This window comes from Novosphingobium sp. PhB55, assembly GCF_004368805.1.
Classification (GTDB): domain Bacteria; phylum Pseudomonadota; class Alphaproteobacteria; order Sphingomonadales; family Sphingomonadaceae; genus Novosphingobium.
Genome location: NZ_SODQ01000001.1, coordinates 806,185 through 822,239, shown reverse-complemented (window position 1 = coordinate 822,239; position 16,055 = coordinate 806,185). Strand labels below are relative to the sequence as shown.

Below are 16,055 nucleotides of genomic sequence, written 5' to 3'. Positions count from 1 at the left end.
CTATCCCCGTCATGACCGGCAGTACCGAAAATCCGATCCTGCCGCTCGACCATCTCGCCCTGCGCGGGGAGGATTCGGCCGAGGCGCTCGTGCTGCGCGGGGAGTTACTGGACTACAAGGCATTAAGAACGCGTGTCTCCCGCCTTGCGGCGTGGCTGGCGCGCGTGGTGCCGGAAAAGGGCGCGCGCGTGGCCTCGTGGGCGGCAAAGGGCGAACTGACCTGCCTGCTGCCGCTGGCCGCGGCCCGCGCCGGTCTGGTCCATGTTCCGGTGAACCCGCTGCTCAAGCATGCGCAGGTCGCCCATATCCTGGCCGACAGCGGCGCGCTCGTGCTGATCGGCACGCCCTCGCGCCTGGCATCGCTGGGCGAGGGCGATGTCCCGCCGGCCTGCCGCATCATCGAGGAAGGCGCTGCGCTGGCCGAAGCCGCGGAGCAGGGCGGAGAACTGCCGCCCTCCGCGGCCGATCCCGACGAACTGGCCGCGATCCTCTATACCAGTGGCTCCACCGGCCGCCCGAAAGGCGTCATGCTCAGTCATGCCAACATGTGGCTGGGGGCAGAGAGCGTGGCCGAATACCTGGGCCTCGCGGCCGACGATCGCACTCTCGCGGTGCTGCCGCTGTCCTTCGATTACGGGCAGAACCAGCTGCTTTCAACCTGGTATGCCGGGGGCTGCGTGGTGCCGCTGGACTACCTCATGCCGCGCGACGTGGTGAAGGCCGTGGACCGCCATGCCATCACCACTTTGGCCGCCGTGCCGCCGCTCTGGGTGCAGGTTTGCGAGCTGGACTGGCCTGTCGACGTGGCAGCGAACCTGCGCCGTCTCACCAATAGCGGGGGCGCGTTGACGGTCGATCTCGTGCGCCGCATGCGCGCCCTGTTCCCGCAGGCGCGGCTCTTCGCGATGTATGGCCTGACCGAAGCCTTCCGCTCCACGTACCTCGACCCCGCGCTGATCGACACGCATCCCACCTCGATGGGCAAGGCGATTCCCCATGCCGAAGTGCTGGTCGTGACGGAAACCGGCAGGATTGCCGCGGACGGGGAGGAAGGGGAACTGGTCCATTGCGGCCCGCTGGTCGCCCAGGGCTACTGGCAGGACCGGGAGCGCACGGCGGAACGCTACAAGCCCGCACCCGCCGGATCGCGCTACGGCGGCATGGCGGTATGGTCGGGAGACCGCGTGAGGCGCGATGCGGAGGGCCTGCTCTATTTCGTCGGCCGCCGCGACGCCATGATCAAGAGCGCCGGCAACCGCATCAGCCCGCAGGAAGTGGAAGAGGCGGCGCTGGCGACCGGGCTCGTCGCCGAAGCGGTGGCCCTGGGGCTGGCGGATGCGCGGCTGGGGCAGGCGGTTCATCTCGTGGTCCGCGCGGCGCCCGGTGCTTCAGGCGCAGAGGAAGAATTGCCCCGTAAACTCATGCAGGAACTGCCGAATTTCATGCAGCCCAAAGTGATCCACTGGCGCACGGCGCTGCCGATCGGGCCGAACGGCAAGATCGACCGCACCGCCCTTGCCGCCGCGCTTGCAGTGGAGACCCTGGCATGAAGGCGCTGGGTCCGATCCCCGCCGGATTCGCGGCGATCGACGGCGTTCTGGCGGTCGGCGGCAAGCCGGTGACGCAGTGGGCGGCGCAAGCAGGCGACACGCCGCTGTTCCTCTACGAAGCGGACCGCGTGCGCCGCCGCGTGGCTGAACTGCGCGCGGCCATGCCAAAGCGCCTGGCGCTGCACTATGCCTTTAAGGCCAATCCGTTCCCGCCGCTGCTGGCCTTGATGGACGGACTGGTGGACGGGTTCGACATCGCCTCGGGCGGGGAACTCGAGATCGTGCGGGGCGCGGGGATCGACCCCGCCGCCGTCAGCTTTGCCGGCCCCGGCAAGCGCGACCGCGAGTTGGAAGCGGCGATTCGCGCGGGCGTGACGCTCAATGTCGAATCGGAGGCCGAGGCACGGCGCGCCATTCGCATCGGCGAATCGCTGTGCCTGACGCCGCGCCTTGCCATTCGCGTGAATCCGGATTTCGACCTCAAGGGATCCGGGATGAAGATGGGCGGCGGTGCCAAACCCTTCGGCGTGGATGCCCCGCGGGTCCCGGAACTCGTGCGCGAGATCCTGGCCAGCGGCGCGGACTGGCAGGGCTTCCACATCTTCGCCGGAAGCCAGGCGCTCGATGCCGAGGCCATTGCCGAAACGCAGGGTCAGACGCTCGACCTGGCCGCGCGGCTGGCGCTGCAGAGCGGTGCGGTGCCGCCCCGCTGCAATCTCGGCGGCGGCCTTGGCATTCCCTATTTCCCGGGCGACACGCCGGTCGATCTGGCACTGGTGGGCGCGCGGCTGGCGGAGCGCTTCGAGCGGCTGCCCGAGGTCTTGCAGGGCACGGCGTTCTGCATCGAACTCGGCCGCTATCTCGTTGGCGAATCGGGCATTTACATCGCGCGCGTGATCGACCGGAAGGAGAGCCACGGCGAAGTGTTCCTCGTTACCGACGGGGGCTTGCATCACCAGCTTGCCGCTTCGGGCAACTTCGGCACGGTGGTGCGCCGCAACTACCCCTCCGCCATCGCCACCCGCTTCGGCGCCGATGCGGAGGAGGAGGCCTCGATCGTCGGCTGTCTGTGCACGCCGCTTGACAAGCTGGCCGATAAGGGCGGGTTTCCAAGGGCCGATGTGGGCGATCTGATCGCGGTGTTCTGCGCCGGGGCCTACGGCGCTTCGGCCAGCCCGGCGAACTTCCTCGGCCAGGGTCCGGCGCTGGAAATGCTGGTCTGACCCGGCGTTAGCGATTGGCGCCATATTGTCCCATAGCGGGACCGCATGGGAATCGCGCTGTCAGGGCTAACGCAATGTTCACCCTTTTAAGCGATAGGCGAGACTGGAAATTTGCCCGGTCCGCCAGTCCCGTACTTGCGGAGAAGCGGGCGCCTTGAGGGATTAGCCTATGCCGCATCGTCGCCCCATCGGACTTCTGGCCGGCCCTGCGCTCGCCGGGATGTCGCTTGCCGGCATGTTGCTTTCGGGCTGTGCCAATGCCGCGCCGAAGCCGGAACTTCCGCCTGCGCAGTTCGTGGCGATGCAGGAAGGGCCGAGCGAGGAATACGTGATCGGTCCGCTGGACCAGCTTACCGTGTTCGTCTGGCGCAATCCCGAGCTTGGCGCCAAAGTGCAGGTGCGGCCCGACGGGCGGATCACCACGCCGCTGATCTCCGACATGCCCGCCGTCGGCAAGACCCCTGCCATGTTGGCCGAGGACATCCGCCTCCAGCTTTCGCAATATATCCAGGACCCGCTGGTGTCGGTGATCGTCGACGGATTTTCCGGCACGTACAGCCAGCAGATCCGCGTCGTGGGCGCGACCGAGAAGCCGGCTTCGATCCCCTATCGCGCCAACATGACCGTGCTCGATGCGATGATCGCGGTGGGTGGTCTCTCGGAATATGCCGCCGGCAACCGTGCGCGGCTGATCCGCTTCGACAAGGCGAGCGGCAAGCAGACCGAATATGCGCTGCGGCTGAGCGACTTGCTGAAGAAGGGCAAGAGCAAGGCCAACGTCATGCTGAAGCCGGGCGACGTGATCATCATCCCGGAAAGCATGTTCTGAGGATCGGACCTGACGGGAACGGATTGGCGCAATGAACGGCCTCTACGAAGAACTGCTCGCAGCCCTGCATAGCGTCTGGCACCGGCGCTGGATCGCGCTGGCGGCTGCCTGGGCGATCTGCCTGTTGGGCTGGCTGGTCGTGGCGCTGATCCCGAACACCTACGAATCGCGCGCGCGCATTTTCATCCAGCTCGACGATGCCCTGGCCGAACAGGTCGGCATCGGCGTGGCCGACAAGAAGCGCGATATCGAGCGTATCCGCCAGACGCTGACGAGCGCCGTGAACCTGGAGAAGGTCGTGCGCGGCACGCGGCTTGGCGACACGATCCAGTCGCCCAAGCAGATGGAATCCGCCGTCCTGGGCCTGGGCAAGAACGTCTCGGTCGTGGCGCAGCAGGACAACCTGTTCGAAATCACCGCGACCGCCAACTACGCCTCGTTCTCGGATGCCGAGAATGCGCAACTGGCCCGCGAAGTGGCGCAGAAGCTGATCGACATCTTCCGCGAGGAAAACCTCTCGGGCGACCGTGGCGACATGGTCGAGACGCTGGAATTCGTGAACCAGCAGCTTCGCAGCCGCGAGAAGGAACTGGAAAGCGCCGAGCAGCGTCGCACCGCTTTCGAGGCCGAGCATCCCGAAATGGTGCTGGGCGGCGCCGCCGTGGCGCAGCGGCTGGAAAGCTCGCGCACTCAGTTGCGTGATCTTGAGGCGGACCTCTCCGCCGCGCAGAGTTCGCTGGCGGCCATCGACGGCCAGCTCGCCGGAACGCCGCGCACCGTCGCCGGCGGCGGCGCTGGCGGGGCCGCGGGTGCGCTTGCCGCCGCCCAGGCCGAGCTTTCGGCCATGCGCGCGCGGGGTCTCACCGACAACCATCCCGACGTGATCGTGGCGCGCAACCAGGTTGCCGCACTGCGCGGCCCGGCCGCGCAGGAAGCGGCCAATGGCGGCGGCACACCTAACCCCGCCTACAGTTCGCTCCAGTCGATCCGTGCCGAGCGTCTCGCCAATGTCCAGGCGCTGACCTCGCGCAAGGCGGCCCTGCAGTCCGACGTGGCCTCGCTCACGGCATCCGCGATCCAGGACCCCGAACTCGCCACCGAGGCCCAGCGCATCAACCGCGACTATGACGTGCTTCGCCAGCAGTACGACAAGCTCCTGCAGGACCGCGAGGAACTGCGCCTGCGCGGCGAAGTGAAGACCGAGCGCGAGGCCGTGAAGTTCCAGGTGGTCGACCCGCCGACGACGCCGCGCAAGCCCGTCGCGCCGAATCGTCCGCTCCTGCTCGTGGGCGTGCTCATGGCGGGGATCGTCGGCGGCTGTGCCGGTGCCTTCGCCCTCGGCAAGGTCCGGTCGGTCTTCGCGACCACGGCCGGGCTGGAGCGGGCCATCGGCCTGCCGGTGCTCGGTGCGATCTCGCAGAACGTCACGGACCATGTGCGCCAGCTTCGCCGCCGCCGGCTCAAGTATTTCTTTGGTGCGGGCGCGGCGCTTTGCGCGCTCTGCGTGGTGCTGCTCGCGGTCGAGTTCATCCAGCGCGGCATGGTGGCCTGAGGAACGGCGATGACGGAACACAGCAAGATCCCGCTTTCCGGGCATGACGACGCGGCGCACGAAGCCGAAAGCCAGCCTCAAAAGCAGGCGCCGACCGGGCGCACCCGCGGCCCCGGCGAATCGCTGATCGAGCGCGCCGCCGGTCGCTTCGATTTCAACGCGATCATCGCGCGTCCCGGCCCGCTGCCGGTCGAACCGGCGCGCAAGGCGCCGGCTCCGGCCGCCCTGCGCGTCGCAGCTACGCCGGAACCTGCCGCGCCTGCCTCTGTGCCGCCGCCATTCGCCGCACCCTTGGCTGCCGAACAAGAACCCGCGTCGCCCTTGGCTGAGCCGCCCTTTGCCGCGCCGATCGCCTTCAGCGACGACCATCATCCGATCGACCGCGAGCACTTGCGTGAGCAAGGCCTGATCGTGCCCGAAGGGACCGTCACCGCGCTGCTCGAAGAGTTTCGCATCGTGAAGCGCCAGCTTCTGGTCCAGGCCGCCGACTTGCGCCGCCAGGGCGCGGGCGCCGCCTCGCAGCGCATCCTGATCAGCTCGCCCCATCCTGGCGAAGGCAAGACTTACTGCGCGCTCAACCTCGCCCTGTCGATCGCGGCCGAGAAGGAGAGCGAAGTCCTGCTGGTCGATGCCGACTTCGCCAAGCCCTCGATCCTCTCCGCACTCGGCCTGCCGGGCGGTCCCGGGCTGATGGATGCGCTGATGGACGAGACCATCGATCCCGCCGCCTGCGTGCTCGGCACCGATATTCCGGGGCTCTGGATCATGCCGGCGGGCGATGCGACGATCAACGACAGCGAATACCTCGCCTCGTCGCGCACGGCCGAGGTGCTGGAGCGGCTGACCGAGAACGCGCCGCGCCGCATGGTGATCTTCGATTCGCCGCCCGCGCTGGCAGCGTCGCCCGCCGCGGAACTCGCCAAGTACGTCGGCCAGACGGTGGTGATCGTGCGCGCCGACCGCACCGGGCAGGGCGCGCTGGAGGATGCCATCTCACTGCTGGGCGCCTGCCCCAACGTCCAGCTCCTGCTCAATGATGCGCAGTTCAGCCCGAGCGGTCGCCGCTTCGGCTCCTATTACGGATACAAGGGATGAAGTCGGCTTCCTGGACCTCGCTGGGGCTGGCCGCCTTGACCGCCGTGGCCGCGCTGCCCGTGCAGGCGCAGACCATGGGCTACGACCAGGTCGGCGCCGGCTCCGACGAGGCAGCTTCGCCTGCCGACAGCCCGTCCGGCGGCGGCAAGCCGGGCCGCGGCGAACGCGGCAAGGGCACGCGCCGGCTGGAAGTGACGCCCTATATCGAGATCGACCAGATCGTCGACGCGCAGCTCTCGCCGGGCAATGACGTGCTTACATATACCCAGCTGGCGGCGGGCGTGGACCTGGGCATCTCCGGGCGGAACAACGCCGCCTCGGCCTCGGTGCGCTACGAGCGCTACATCGGCTGGGGCCGGAAGGCGCAGGACGGCGACGCCATCAGCGGCATCGTGCGCGGCTATACCACCATCACCCCCGGCCTGACGCTGGAAGCGGGCGCGCTCGCCACCCAGGCGCGCGTCCAGAACGGCGGATCGGCGCTTTCCGCCGGCCTGACCAACGACGGGACGCGGACCAACATCTATTCGGTCTACGGCGGCCCGTCCTTCAAGACGCGCGCCGGCGATGTGGACTTCTCCGCAAACTACCGCGCCGGTTTCACCAAAGTGGAGCAGCCCGATGCCTATGTCGCCGTACCCGGCGGCGCGGCGGGCGATCTGTTCGACAAGAGCGTGACGCAAGTGGCCGATGTCGAGGCCGGGGTCGCGCCGCATGTCGTCGCGCCGGTTGGCCTGGGCGTGGCGGGCAGCATCTATCAGGAGGACGTCTCCAACCTCGACCAGCGCGTGCGCGACATGCAGGCGCGGGCATTGGTGACCGTTCCCGTCAGCCGCACCGTGCAGGTGGTGGGCGCGCTCGGCTACGAGGATGTGGAAGTCTCCAGCCGCGACGCGGTGCGCGATGCCGACGGCAATCCCGTGGTCGGCCGCGACGGACGCTATGTGACGGACAAGAGCGCCCCGCGCGAACTGGCCTACGATGTCAGCGGACTGCTCTGGGACGTGGCCGTGATGTGGCGCCCCAGCCGCCGCACCTCGCTTTCGGCCCATATCGGCCGCCGCTACGGTTCCACCAGCTTCGGCGGCACTCTGGCCTATGCGCCGGACGACCGCAGCCAGTTGAGCGTGGGCGTATACGACAGTGTCAGCGGTTTCGGCGGACAGCTTGGCCGCGCGCTCGATCAACTGCCCGACGATTTCGTGGCCGTGCGCGATCCGGTGACGGGCGAGCTGCGTGGCTGCGTCGTCTCGCTCGATGGTAACAACTGCGTTTCCGGCGCGCTGGGTTCGGTGCGTTCGGCGGTCTACCGGGGCCGCGGCATCGCCGCGAGCTATTCGCGCGAGATCGGGCGTCTCAATGCCGGGATCGGCGCGGGCTACGACCGCCGCGACTTCATCGCCGGACGGAACACCGTCCTGGCCGCCGCGGACGGCGTGATCGACGAGAACTGGTGGATCGCCGCCTATGTCAGCGGCCAGCTCGGCCGCGATGCAGGCTGGTCGGCCAATGTCTACGCCAACTGGCTGACCAGCACCGATGCCCTGACCGGCAATGTCGAGGGCTACGGCGCCACGCTCGGCTATTACCGCATGCTGGCCCGCCGCCTCCGCGCGACGATGGCCCTCGGGATCGACGGGGTGACCCGGAACGATCCGCTATATGACGACTACTGGACCGCGTCCGCCCTTGCCGGCGTGCGCTACAGCTTCTGATTGCGAAGGAGAGCAGGGATGTTCGAACAATTCTACGGGTTCGAGGGCCGGCCTTTCCAGCTCACGCCCGATCCGGCCTTCTATTTCGAGAGCGCGACGCACCGCAAGGCGCTCTCCTACCTCGGCTACGGCCTGGCGCAGGGCGAGGGCTTCGTGGTGATCACGGGCGAAGTGGGCGCGGGCAAGTCCACGCTCGTCTCGCACCTCATGGCCACGATCGACCCGGCGCGCCTGACGGCCGCCTGCGTCGTCACCAGCGCGCTGGACGGGGAAGAGATCGTCCATGTCGTGGCGCAGGCCTTCGGGCTGCAGGTGTCCGGGCATGACAAGGCCTCGGCGCTCGGCGCGATCGAGACGTTCCTCCATTCGGAAGCCCGCGCGGGCCGCCGCTGCCTGCTGATCGTGGACGAGGCGCAGAACCTCTCGGTCGATGCGATCGAGGAGCTGCGCATGCTCTCGAACTTCCAGCTCGGCTCGCATCCGCTGCTTCAGACCCTGCTGCTGGGCCAGCCCGAGTTCCGCACGACCCTGCTGGAGAGCAACCAGCTCGAACAGCTGCGCCAGCGGGTGATCGCGACTCATCATCTCACGGCGATGGAGCCGCGCGAAGTGCAGGCTTACGTCGAGCACCGCCTGAACTGCGTCGGCTGGAAGGGCAATCCGGGCTTTGACAACCGCGTCTTCGCCGAAGTGCACGAGGCCACCGGCGGCATTCCGCGCCGGATCAACCAGATCGTCAACCGCCTGCTGCTGCTGGGCGCGGTCGAGCAGCGCGCGCTGGTCGATCTCGAGATGCTGGCGGATGTCCTGGCCGAACTGGACGAGGACGGCGCCCGCGCGCTGGTCAGCCAGCAGGCGCCTGTCGCCGAGGCGGCCGGATCGGTGGCGGGCGCAAGCCAGCCGGCACCCGCGCCGGTTCTTCACCCCGACGCGCTGGATGCGGCGGCGGCCATCGCGCTGATCGAATCGGCACTGGCGGGTCGCGATTCGCAGATCGACGAGCTTCAGCATGCGGTGCTGGAACTCGCGGCCAATGTGGAACGCCAGAAGGAGGCACCCGCTTCCGGCGGAGAAGCCCAGATCGCCGCGCTTCAGGAGCAGCTGGCCCAGGCCGCGGCGCATAGCGCGCGTCTGGAAGCCCGCCTGGAAGAGCAGGAGCGCACCCTTCGCCACACGCTCACCATGCTGATCGAGTGGTTCGAAGGCGGCGAAGGCCAGCGGCAGGCAGCCTGAATTTCGAGCCGGTTCCGTAAGGATAGACGCCATGGATGAAGCCAGAGCCTCCAGCGGCCCCGTCAACGGGCTATCGGTCGATGTCGAGGACTGGTTCCAGGTCGGCGCTTTCGAAACCGTGATCGACCGCAGCGACTGGCCCGCCATTCGCACCCGGGTCGAGCGCAATTGCGACGAGATTCTGGCGCTGTTCGATGCGGCCGGGGTGAAGGGCACGTTCTTCACGCTCGGCTGGGTGGCGGTGCGCCATCCGCGGCTGCTGCGCCGCATTGCCGAAGCGGGGCACGAAATGGCCAGCCACGGCTGGGATCACGAGCGGGTGTTCCGGATGGACGCCGCCACTTTCGGACGCGACCTCGACATGAGCCGCAAGGCCATCGAGGATGCTGCCGGGGTCAAAGTGAGCGGCTACCGCGCGCCCAGCTTCTCCATCGATGCGCGCACGCCCTGGGCCTTCGACGTGCTGGCCGAGCAGGGCTATGCCTATAGCTCCAGCGTCGCGCCGATCGCGCACGACCACTATGGCTGGCGCGAAGCGCCGCGTTTCGCCTTCCATCCGCTTGCCGACAGTCCCCTGGTGGAGATCCCGGTGACCACCGCGACATTCGCTGGCCGCCGTCTGGCCGCGGGCGGCGGCGGGTTCTTCCGCGTGCTGCCTTACGGGTTCTCCCGTTGGGCGATCCGCCAGGTCAATGCCGAGGGGCGACCGGCGGTGTTCTACTTCCACCCCTGGGAGATCGACCCCGACCAGCCGCGCGTGCCCAATGCGCCGCTGCGCTCGCGTCTGCGGCACTACACCAATCTCGGCCTGATGGCTGGAAAGCTGCGGCAGTTGATCGGCGACTTCGCGTGGGGCCGGATGGACGAACTCGCTGCGCGCGAAGCGGAACGCGCGCCCACGCTGGTCATGGGGCCGGGTGGAACCCTGGCGCCGGCCGGGGCGCTGGCTGCATGAACGCGCCCTTCGCTCCCGTCACGGGCGCGGTGAGGCTGGTCGATCTCGCCGATCCCGGCGAAGTCGCGCGGCTGGAGCTGTTCACCGCCCGCCACCCGCAGGCGACGCCGTTCCACCGCCCGGCCTGGTTCGTCTCCGTGGCCCGGGCGACGGGCAATCACGCCCTGGCGCTGGTCGAAGAGAGACAGGGCGAAATCGTGGCTTTCCTGCCGCTCGACGCCATTCATTCGCCGGTGTTCGGCCGGCTGCTGGCCTCGTCCGGCTTCGCGGTGGGCGGCGGTCTGCTGACGCGCGAGGGTGCGGATAGCGGAGCGATCTTCGCGGCACTGGAGGAACTTGCGCTGCGCCGTTCCTGCCCGGCCATCGAACTGCGCGGCGGCGTATTGCCCGAGGCGGGACGGGGCTGGACGCTCAAGACCGAGAGCCACTGCAATTTCGCCCGCCCGCTCGCGGCCGATGACGAGGCGCAGCTTCTGGACGTGCCGCGCAAGCAGCGCGCCGAAGTGCGCAAGGCGCTGGCGAACGATCTCGACGTCGAGGTCGGCACAAGCGCGCGAGACCGCGCCGCCCACTACGCCGTCTTTGCGGAAAGCTACCGCAATCTCGGCACGCCGGTGTTCCCGCAAAGGCTCCTCGGCAGCGTGCTCGATGCGTTCGGCGACGATGCCGACGTGCTGACCGTGCGCCACCAGGGCCGGGCGGTGGCCAGCGTCATCACCCTTTACCACCGCGGCGCGGCCATGCCCTACTGGGGCGGGGGCACTCAGGAAGCGCGCCGGCTTCGCGCCAACGACCGGATGTATTTCGAACTGATGCTCCATGCGCGCCGGCGAGGCTGCACGGTGTTCGACTTCGGTCGCTCCAAGACCGGCAGCGGGGCCTATCACTTCAAGCGCAACTGGGGCTTCGAGCCGGAGCCGCTGACCTATGCCACCTGGACCGCACCGGGCGCGGCGCGGCGCGAAGCCGATCCCACCAGCAGCAAGCTCTCGGTCCAGATCAGGCTGTGGCAGCGTCTGCCGCTGGCCGTGGCCAATCGGCTCGGACCCTTGATCGCGCGCGGCATCGGCTGATGGGCGAGATCCTGTTCCTGGCCCACCGCATTCCTTTCCCGCCTGACCGGGGGGACAAGATCCGCTCGCACAATCTGTTCAAAGCTCTGGCGCGGCTGGCCCCGGTCCATCTCGGCTGCTTCGCGGACGATGCTGCCGATCATGCCTGCGAGCAGGAGATGGCCGCGCTGGCGGCCAGCCATATCCTGCTCGATCGCGGGAAATCCCTGCCGATCGCCGGGTTGCAGGCGCTGGCGAAAAGGCAGCCGCTCAGCCTCACGGCCTTCCACGACCGGCGCATGGCGGATTGGGTGAACAAAGTGCTGCGCAGCCGCCCGATCGAGACGATCTTCGTCTTTTCCGGCCAGATGGCGCAATATGTCTCTGAGGATTTTCGCGGTCGGCTGATCGTCGATCTGGTCGATGTCGATTCGGCGAAGTTCGAGGCTTACGGCGCCAGGGGAAGCGGTTTTCGCAGCTGGATGGAGCGCCGGGAAGGGCGCCTCCTGCGCGCCGAGGAAGCGCGGATCGCCTGGCGTGCAGATCGCACCCTGCTGGTGAGCAAGGCCGAGGCGGCGCTCTTCGCCGCGCGGCTGGACGAGGCCATGCCCGGCCGCTCGACCTGCCGGGTCGAGGCCGTGGGCAACGGCATCGACAGCGTACTTTTCGATCCCGCCCGGACCCTGCCGGAGCCGCGCTTGGCCGTGAAGGAGGGCGCTGGGGGGCCGCGCATCGTGTTCACCGGGCAGATGGACTACGCGCCGAACATCGCGGCGGTGGAGCGGGCGATCACGCGCATCCTGCCGCGGGTTCGCGCCCGCCTGCCGAGGGCCAGCCTGCACGTCGTCGGCCGGAACCCGCCACCTTCGCTGCTGTCCCGTCATGGACGAGATGGCGTTCACGTATGGGGCCGGGTCGAGGATATTCGCCCCTGGCTTGCCGCCGCAGACATGGCGCTCGTGCCTCTGGAGATCGCGCGCGGGGTGCAGAACAAGGTGCTGGAGGCCATGGCCATGGAACTGCCCGTGGTGCTCTCGCCCGGCGCGGCCACGGGGATCGAAGCCGAACATGGCCGCCATTTCTTCGTGGCCGAAAGCGACGAGGCGCTGGCGAATGCCGTCGTCCTCCTGGCCGGAGACCCCCAAAGCGCTCGCGCCATGGGACTGGCCGCACGCGAATGGATCCTCGCTCATGCAAGCTGGCAGGCGGCGCTTGCCAGCTTGCCGCGCATGATCGGCCTGCAGACGGAAAACCTGATCGATGCCGCCTGAGACCCTGGCCGTGAATTCTTCCCTGCAGGGGCGCTGGCAGGACGTTCCGGCGCGCTGGCGCCCGGCGCTCGTTCGCTGCGGCGCCGCCATGCTGGCGCTGCTCCTCCTGTTCTTCGGAGACTGGGCGGCGATGGCGCGGCAGTGGTGGGATATCTCCACTTACAACCACATCGTCCTGATCCCGCCGATTCTGGGCTGGCTGGTCTGGCAGCGCCGGGCGGAACTGGCGAAGCTCGAACCGCTCTGCTGGTGGCCCGGCCTTATCCTCATGGCGGGAGCTGCCTTCCTCTGGCTGCTCGGCGCGCTCTCCGGTCTCGACCTTGCGCGGCAGGCCGGGGCGGTGGCGATGCTCGGCTCTGCCGTCCCCTTGCTGCTGGGCCCGCGGGTGACGGCGGGCGTGCTGTTCCCGCTCTGCTACATGGCGTTCCTGGTGCCGGTGGGCGAGGAACTGGTCGAAGTGCTCCAGACGATCACGGCGAAGATCACCGTGGCGCTCACGCATTTCAGCGGCATTCCCGCCACGGTCGACGGCGTCTTCATCGACACGCCGGCCGGGCTGTTCGAAGTGGCGGAAGCCTGCTCGGGCGTGAAGTTCCTGATCGCGATGATCGCCTTCGGCCTGCTGGCCGCCAATGTCTGCTTCATCAGTTGGCGCCGCCGGGCGGCCATGATGCTCGCGTGCCTCGTGGTGCCGATCCTGGCCAACGGCGTGCGCGCCTGGGGCACGATCTTCGCCGCGCAGTTCGTGGGCGTCGAGAAGGCCGCCGGGTTCGACCACATCGTCTACGGCTGGATCTTCTTCGCCGTGGTGCTGGCGGTCGTCATCGCGGGTGCCTGGCGCTTCTTCGATCGTCCGCTCGACGCGCCGATGATCGATGTCCCCGCGATCGTGCGCTCGCCTTTCCTGTCGCGGCTGGAAGCGGGCAGGGCTTCTGCCGTTGTGACGCTTGCCGGCATCGCTTTGCTGGTCGTGGCCGCCAAGGGCTGGGCGCTGGGCGCCGAGAGCCTCTCCGCGCCCCTGCCGGACCGGATCGAGCTTCCGCAAGTCGCCGGCTGGAGCCGGGCCGACTATGCCCCGGCAATCTGGTGGGAGCCGCGCGCCGAGGGCGCCGATCACCGGCTGCTGGGCCGCTACACCGACGGACAGGGGCATAGCGTCGATGTCTTCCTGGCGCTCTATGCCGGACAAGGCGAAGGCCGCGAGGCGGGCGGCTTCGGGCAGGGCGCGCTGACGCCGGGCAGCGCCTGGTCGTGGCAGTCGCCGGGGCCTGCCTTCACGCAAGGCCGCAGCGAACGGCTCCTGGGCGATGGCAGGACCGAGCGGCTGGCCGTCACCTGGTATCGTACCGGCGACATGCTCACGGGGAGCAATGCCCACCTCAAGCTGGCGGTCATCAGTGACAACCTGCTGCTGCGCGCCCGTCCCACCACGATGCTGATACTCTCGTCCGAGGACAGCCCGGGCGCTGCTGCGGCCGATTCCATTGCCCGTTTCCTGACGGCGTCCGGCCCTCCGGATGCGTGGATGGACCGCATGACCAAGCTCCGCTAGGCCCTTCGCATATGTGTGGCATCGCCGGTATCTACCATCTCGAGACGCCCAAGCCGGTAGACCCGCTGCGCGTGGAAGCCATGTGCGACGCGCTGGCGCATCGCGGGCCGGACGGGAGCGGGGTCTGGACCGCGCCCGGCGTCGCGCTGGGCCACCGCCGTCTCTCGATCATCGACGTCGCCGGCTCCCCCCAGCCCATGGCATCGCCGGACGGGCGGGCGATGCTGGTGTTCAATGGCGAGATCTACAACTACCGCGAACTGCGCCGTGAACTGCGTGAGACCGGCGCCGAATTCCGTACCGATGGCGACAGCGAGGTCATCCTTGCCGCCTGGCAGCGCTGGGGACCGGACTGCGTTTCGCGCCTCCACGGCATGTTCGCCTTCGCGATATATGACCTGGAAGCGCGCAGCCTTTTCCTCGCGCGCGACCGGCTGGGCGTGAAGCCGCTGTTCCTGGCACCGCTCAGCGACGGCAGCCTGGCCTTCGGGTCCGAACTGAAAGCCTTGCTCGCACATCCGCTGCTGCGCCGCGAGATCGATCCGCTCGCGGTCGAGGACTATCTTGCCTGGGGCTATGTTCCCGATAGCCGCGCGATCCTGAAGGGTGTGACCAAGCTGCCCGCGGGGCATTCACTGCTGCTGCGCCATGGCGCGCCGCTGCCGCGCCCGGTGCAATGGTGGGATATTTCCTTCGCCGAGCGCCGCCGGGGCCGAGTCGCCGATCTGGAGGCAGAACTGCTGCACCTCCTGCGCGAGGCGGTGTCGTCGCGCATGGTCGCGGACGTGCCGCTCGGCGCCTTCCTGTCGGGCGGCGTGGACAGCTCCAGCGTGGTCGCGCTCATGGCGGAGAACAGCGGGCAGCCGGTCAAGACATGTTCGATCGGTTTCGACGTCGCTGCTCTCGACGAGAGCGACTATGCCGCGGAAATCGCCCGCCGTTTCAGCACTGACCATCGCGCCCGCCAGGTCTCGCCCGACGATTTCGAGGCGATCGACGGCCTCGCCGCGATGTTCGACGAGCCTTTCGCCGATGCGTCTGCCTTGCCGACCTGGCGCGTCTGCCAGCTGGCGCGCGAATCGGTGACAGTCGCCTTGTCCGGCGACGGCGCGGACGAGGCTTTCGCGGGCTATCGCCGCCATCTGTTCCAGCGCAGCGAGGACCGCGTGCGGGGGCTCATCCCGCAGGCGATTCGCGGACCGCTGTTCGGCACGCTGGGCGGGCTCTATCCGAAAGCCGACTGGGCGCCGCGTCCGCTGCGCGCCAAATCGACCCTGCTCTCGCTCGCGGCGGACAGTGCCGAAGGCTATGCCCGGTCCATCGGTTTCACCCCTCCGGAACTGCGCGACAGGCTCTATTCCGACGATTTTCGCCGCCTTCGCGGTGATTACCGCGCGGAACGGTCCGTTCAGGACCTGATGCGCGCTGCGCCGGCGCGATCCGGCCTCGACCGCGCCCAGTATGCGGATCTCAAGCACTGGCTGCCGGGCGACATCCTGACGAAAGTGGACCGCGCAAGCATGGCGGTCAGCCTGGAAGCGCGCGAGCCGCTGCTCGACCATCGCCTGATCGAATTCGCCGCGAGTCTTCCCGAACACATGCGGGTGCGCGGTGGGCAGGGGAAGTGGCTGATGAAGCGCACCATGCGGCGTTTTCTGCCGGACCAGATCCTCTATCGGCCCAAGCAGGGCTTCGTCACGCCCATCGCCCAGTGGTTCCGTGGCCCCCTGGCGCAGTCGGCCCGGCAGATCGCCTCCAGCGCCGCACTCGCCCGCACCGGCTGGTTCGATACCCCGCGCCTCGGCGCCCTGGTGGAAGACCATATTGCGGGACGAAGCGACCACTCGCGCCTGCTCTGGCAACTGCTCATGCTCGACCGCTCCCTAACCCATTTGGAGATCTCCTGAATTTTCCCCCTTTCGCCGGGGAATTGCCGGGTTAACAACGGCCTGCGAAATTTATCGTGAAGGCGAGTTAACCTAACTTCTTCTTAGGACCTTTGCTCTAACCCCGGCAGCGACAACGTCA

At 68.4% G+C, this 16,055-nt stretch carries 12 protein-coding genes; all 12 read left to right on the top strand.

Annotated elements, in window-relative coordinates:
- The first annotated feature begins 11 nt into the window (after positions 1-11).
- A complete protein-coding gene (locus tag EDF57_RS03850; RefSeq protein ID WP_134093125.1) occupies positions 12-1,550 on the top strand; it encodes an acyl-CoA ligase (AMP-forming), exosortase A system-associated in 1,539 nt (512 codons plus the stop codon).
- Positions 1,547-2,773, top strand: coding sequence for a pyridoxal-dependent decarboxylase, exosortase A system-associated (locus EDF57_RS03845; RefSeq protein WP_134093124.1), 1,227 nt, complete (start codon positions 1,547-1,549; stop codon positions 2,771-2,773). The genes EDF57_RS03850 and EDF57_RS03845 overlap by 4 nt, the downstream gene beginning before the upstream one ends.
- Before the next feature lie 169 nt (positions 2,774-2,942).
- The gene (locus EDF57_RS03840) at positions 2,943-3,602 is read left to right on the top strand and encodes an XrtA/PEP-CTERM system exopolysaccharide export protein (RefSeq protein ID WP_132263350.1); all 660 of its coding nucleotides are present in this window, start codon (positions 2,943-2,945) and stop codon (positions 3,600-3,602) included.
- A gap of 31 nt (positions 3,603-3,633) precedes the next feature.
- Positions 3,634-5,154 (top strand): XrtA system polysaccharide chain length determinant, encoded by a 1,521-nt coding sequence (locus tag EDF57_RS03835; protein WP_132263349.1) that lies wholly within the window; start codon positions 3,634-3,636, stop codon positions 5,152-5,154.
- A gap of 9 nt (positions 5,155-5,163) precedes the next feature.
- Positions 5,164-6,249: a capsular biosynthesis protein gene (locus tag EDF57_RS03830; RefSeq protein ID WP_243840856.1), complete on the top strand. Its 1,086-nt coding sequence runs from the start codon at positions 5,164-5,166 to the stop codon at positions 6,247-6,249.
- A complete protein-coding gene (locus EDF57_RS03825) occupies positions 6,246-7,964 on the top strand; it encodes a preprotein translocase subunit YajC (protein ID WP_134093123.1) in 1,719 nt (572 codons plus the stop codon). Before EDF57_RS03830 ends, EDF57_RS03825 begins: the two co-directional genes overlap by 4 nt.
- Positions 7,965-7,982: 18 nt before the next feature.
- Positions 7,983-9,197, top strand: a complete 1,215-nt coding sequence (locus EDF57_RS03820) for an XrtA/PEP-CTERM system-associated ATPase (protein WP_134093122.1) — start codon at positions 7,983-7,985, stop codon at positions 9,195-9,197.
- A 31-nt stretch (positions 9,198-9,228) separates the two neighbouring features.
- Positions 9,229-10,152 carry an XrtA system polysaccharide deacetylase gene (locus EDF57_RS03815; RefSeq protein ID WP_134093121.1) on the top strand — a complete coding sequence of 308 codons (924 nt, stop codon included), beginning with the start codon at positions 9,229-9,231 and terminating at the stop codon, positions 10,150-10,152.
- The gene (locus EDF57_RS03810) at positions 10,149-11,225 is read left to right on the top strand and encodes a FemAB family XrtA/PEP-CTERM system-associated protein (RefSeq protein WP_134093120.1); all 1,077 of its coding nucleotides are present in this window, start codon (positions 10,149-10,151) and stop codon (positions 11,223-11,225) included. Before EDF57_RS03815 ends, EDF57_RS03810 begins: the two co-directional genes overlap by 4 nt.
- Complete coding sequence (locus EDF57_RS03805; RefSeq protein ID WP_134093119.1) at positions 11,225-12,475, top strand: TIGR03087 family PEP-CTERM/XrtA system glycosyltransferase; 1,251 nt, start codon at positions 11,225-11,227, stop codon at positions 12,473-12,475. Before EDF57_RS03810 ends, EDF57_RS03805 begins: the two co-directional genes overlap by 1 nt.
- The gene (gene xrtA, locus EDF57_RS03800; RefSeq protein ID WP_134093118.1) at positions 12,465-14,027 is read left to right on the top strand and encodes an exosortase A; all 1,563 of its coding nucleotides are present in this window, start codon (positions 12,465-12,467) and stop codon (positions 14,025-14,027) included. Before EDF57_RS03805 ends, xrtA begins: the two co-directional genes overlap by 11 nt.
- A gap of 11 nt (positions 14,028-14,038) precedes the next feature.
- Positions 14,039-15,934 carry an XrtA/PEP-CTERM system amidotransferase gene (locus tag EDF57_RS03795; RefSeq protein WP_134093117.1) on the top strand — a complete coding sequence of 632 codons (1,896 nt, stop codon included), beginning with the start codon at positions 14,039-14,041 and terminating at the stop codon, positions 15,932-15,934.
- The last annotated feature ends 121 nt before the right edge of the window (positions 15,935-16,055 follow it).

Coding starts and splice junctions, on each gene's coding strand:
- EDF57_RS03845 (WP_134093124.1), top strand. CDS start 1,547: ATGAAGGCGCTGGGTCCGATCCCCGCCGGATTCGCGGCGATCGACGGC.
- EDF57_RS03810 (WP_134093120.1), top strand. CDS start 10,149: ATGAACGCGCCCTTCGCTCCCGTCACGGGCGCGGTGAGGCTGGTCGAT.
- EDF57_RS03795 (WP_134093117.1), top strand. CDS start 14,039: ATGTGTGGCATCGCCGGTATCTACCATCTCGAGACGCCCAAGCCGGTA.
- xrtA (WP_134093118.1), top strand. CDS start 12,465: ATGCCGCCTGAGACCCTGGCCGTGAATTCTTCCCTGCAGGGGCGCTGG.
- EDF57_RS03820 (WP_134093122.1), top strand. CDS start 7,983: ATGTTCGAACAATTCTACGGGTTCGAGGGCCGGCCTTTCCAGCTCACG.
- EDF57_RS03805 (WP_134093119.1), top strand. CDS start 11,225: ATGGGCGAGATCCTGTTCCTGGCCCACCGCATTCCTTTCCCGCCTGAC.
- EDF57_RS03830 (WP_243840856.1), top strand. CDS start 5,164: ATGACGGAACACAGCAAGATCCCGCTTTCCGGGCATGACGACGCGGCG.
- EDF57_RS03835 (WP_132263349.1), top strand. CDS start 3,634: ATGAACGGCCTCTACGAAGAACTGCTCGCAGCCCTGCATAGCGTCTGG.
- EDF57_RS03840 (WP_132263350.1), top strand. CDS start 2,943: ATGCCGCATCGTCGCCCCATCGGACTTCTGGCCGGCCCTGCGCTCGCC.
- EDF57_RS03825 (WP_134093123.1), top strand. CDS start 6,246: ATGAAGTCGGCTTCCTGGACCTCGCTGGGGCTGGCCGCCTTGACCGCC.
- EDF57_RS03815 (WP_134093121.1), top strand. CDS start 9,229: ATGGATGAAGCCAGAGCCTCCAGCGGCCCCGTCAACGGGCTATCGGTC.
- EDF57_RS03850 (WP_134093125.1), top strand. CDS start 12: ATGACCGGCAGTACCGAAAATCCGATCCTGCCGCTCGACCATCTCGCC.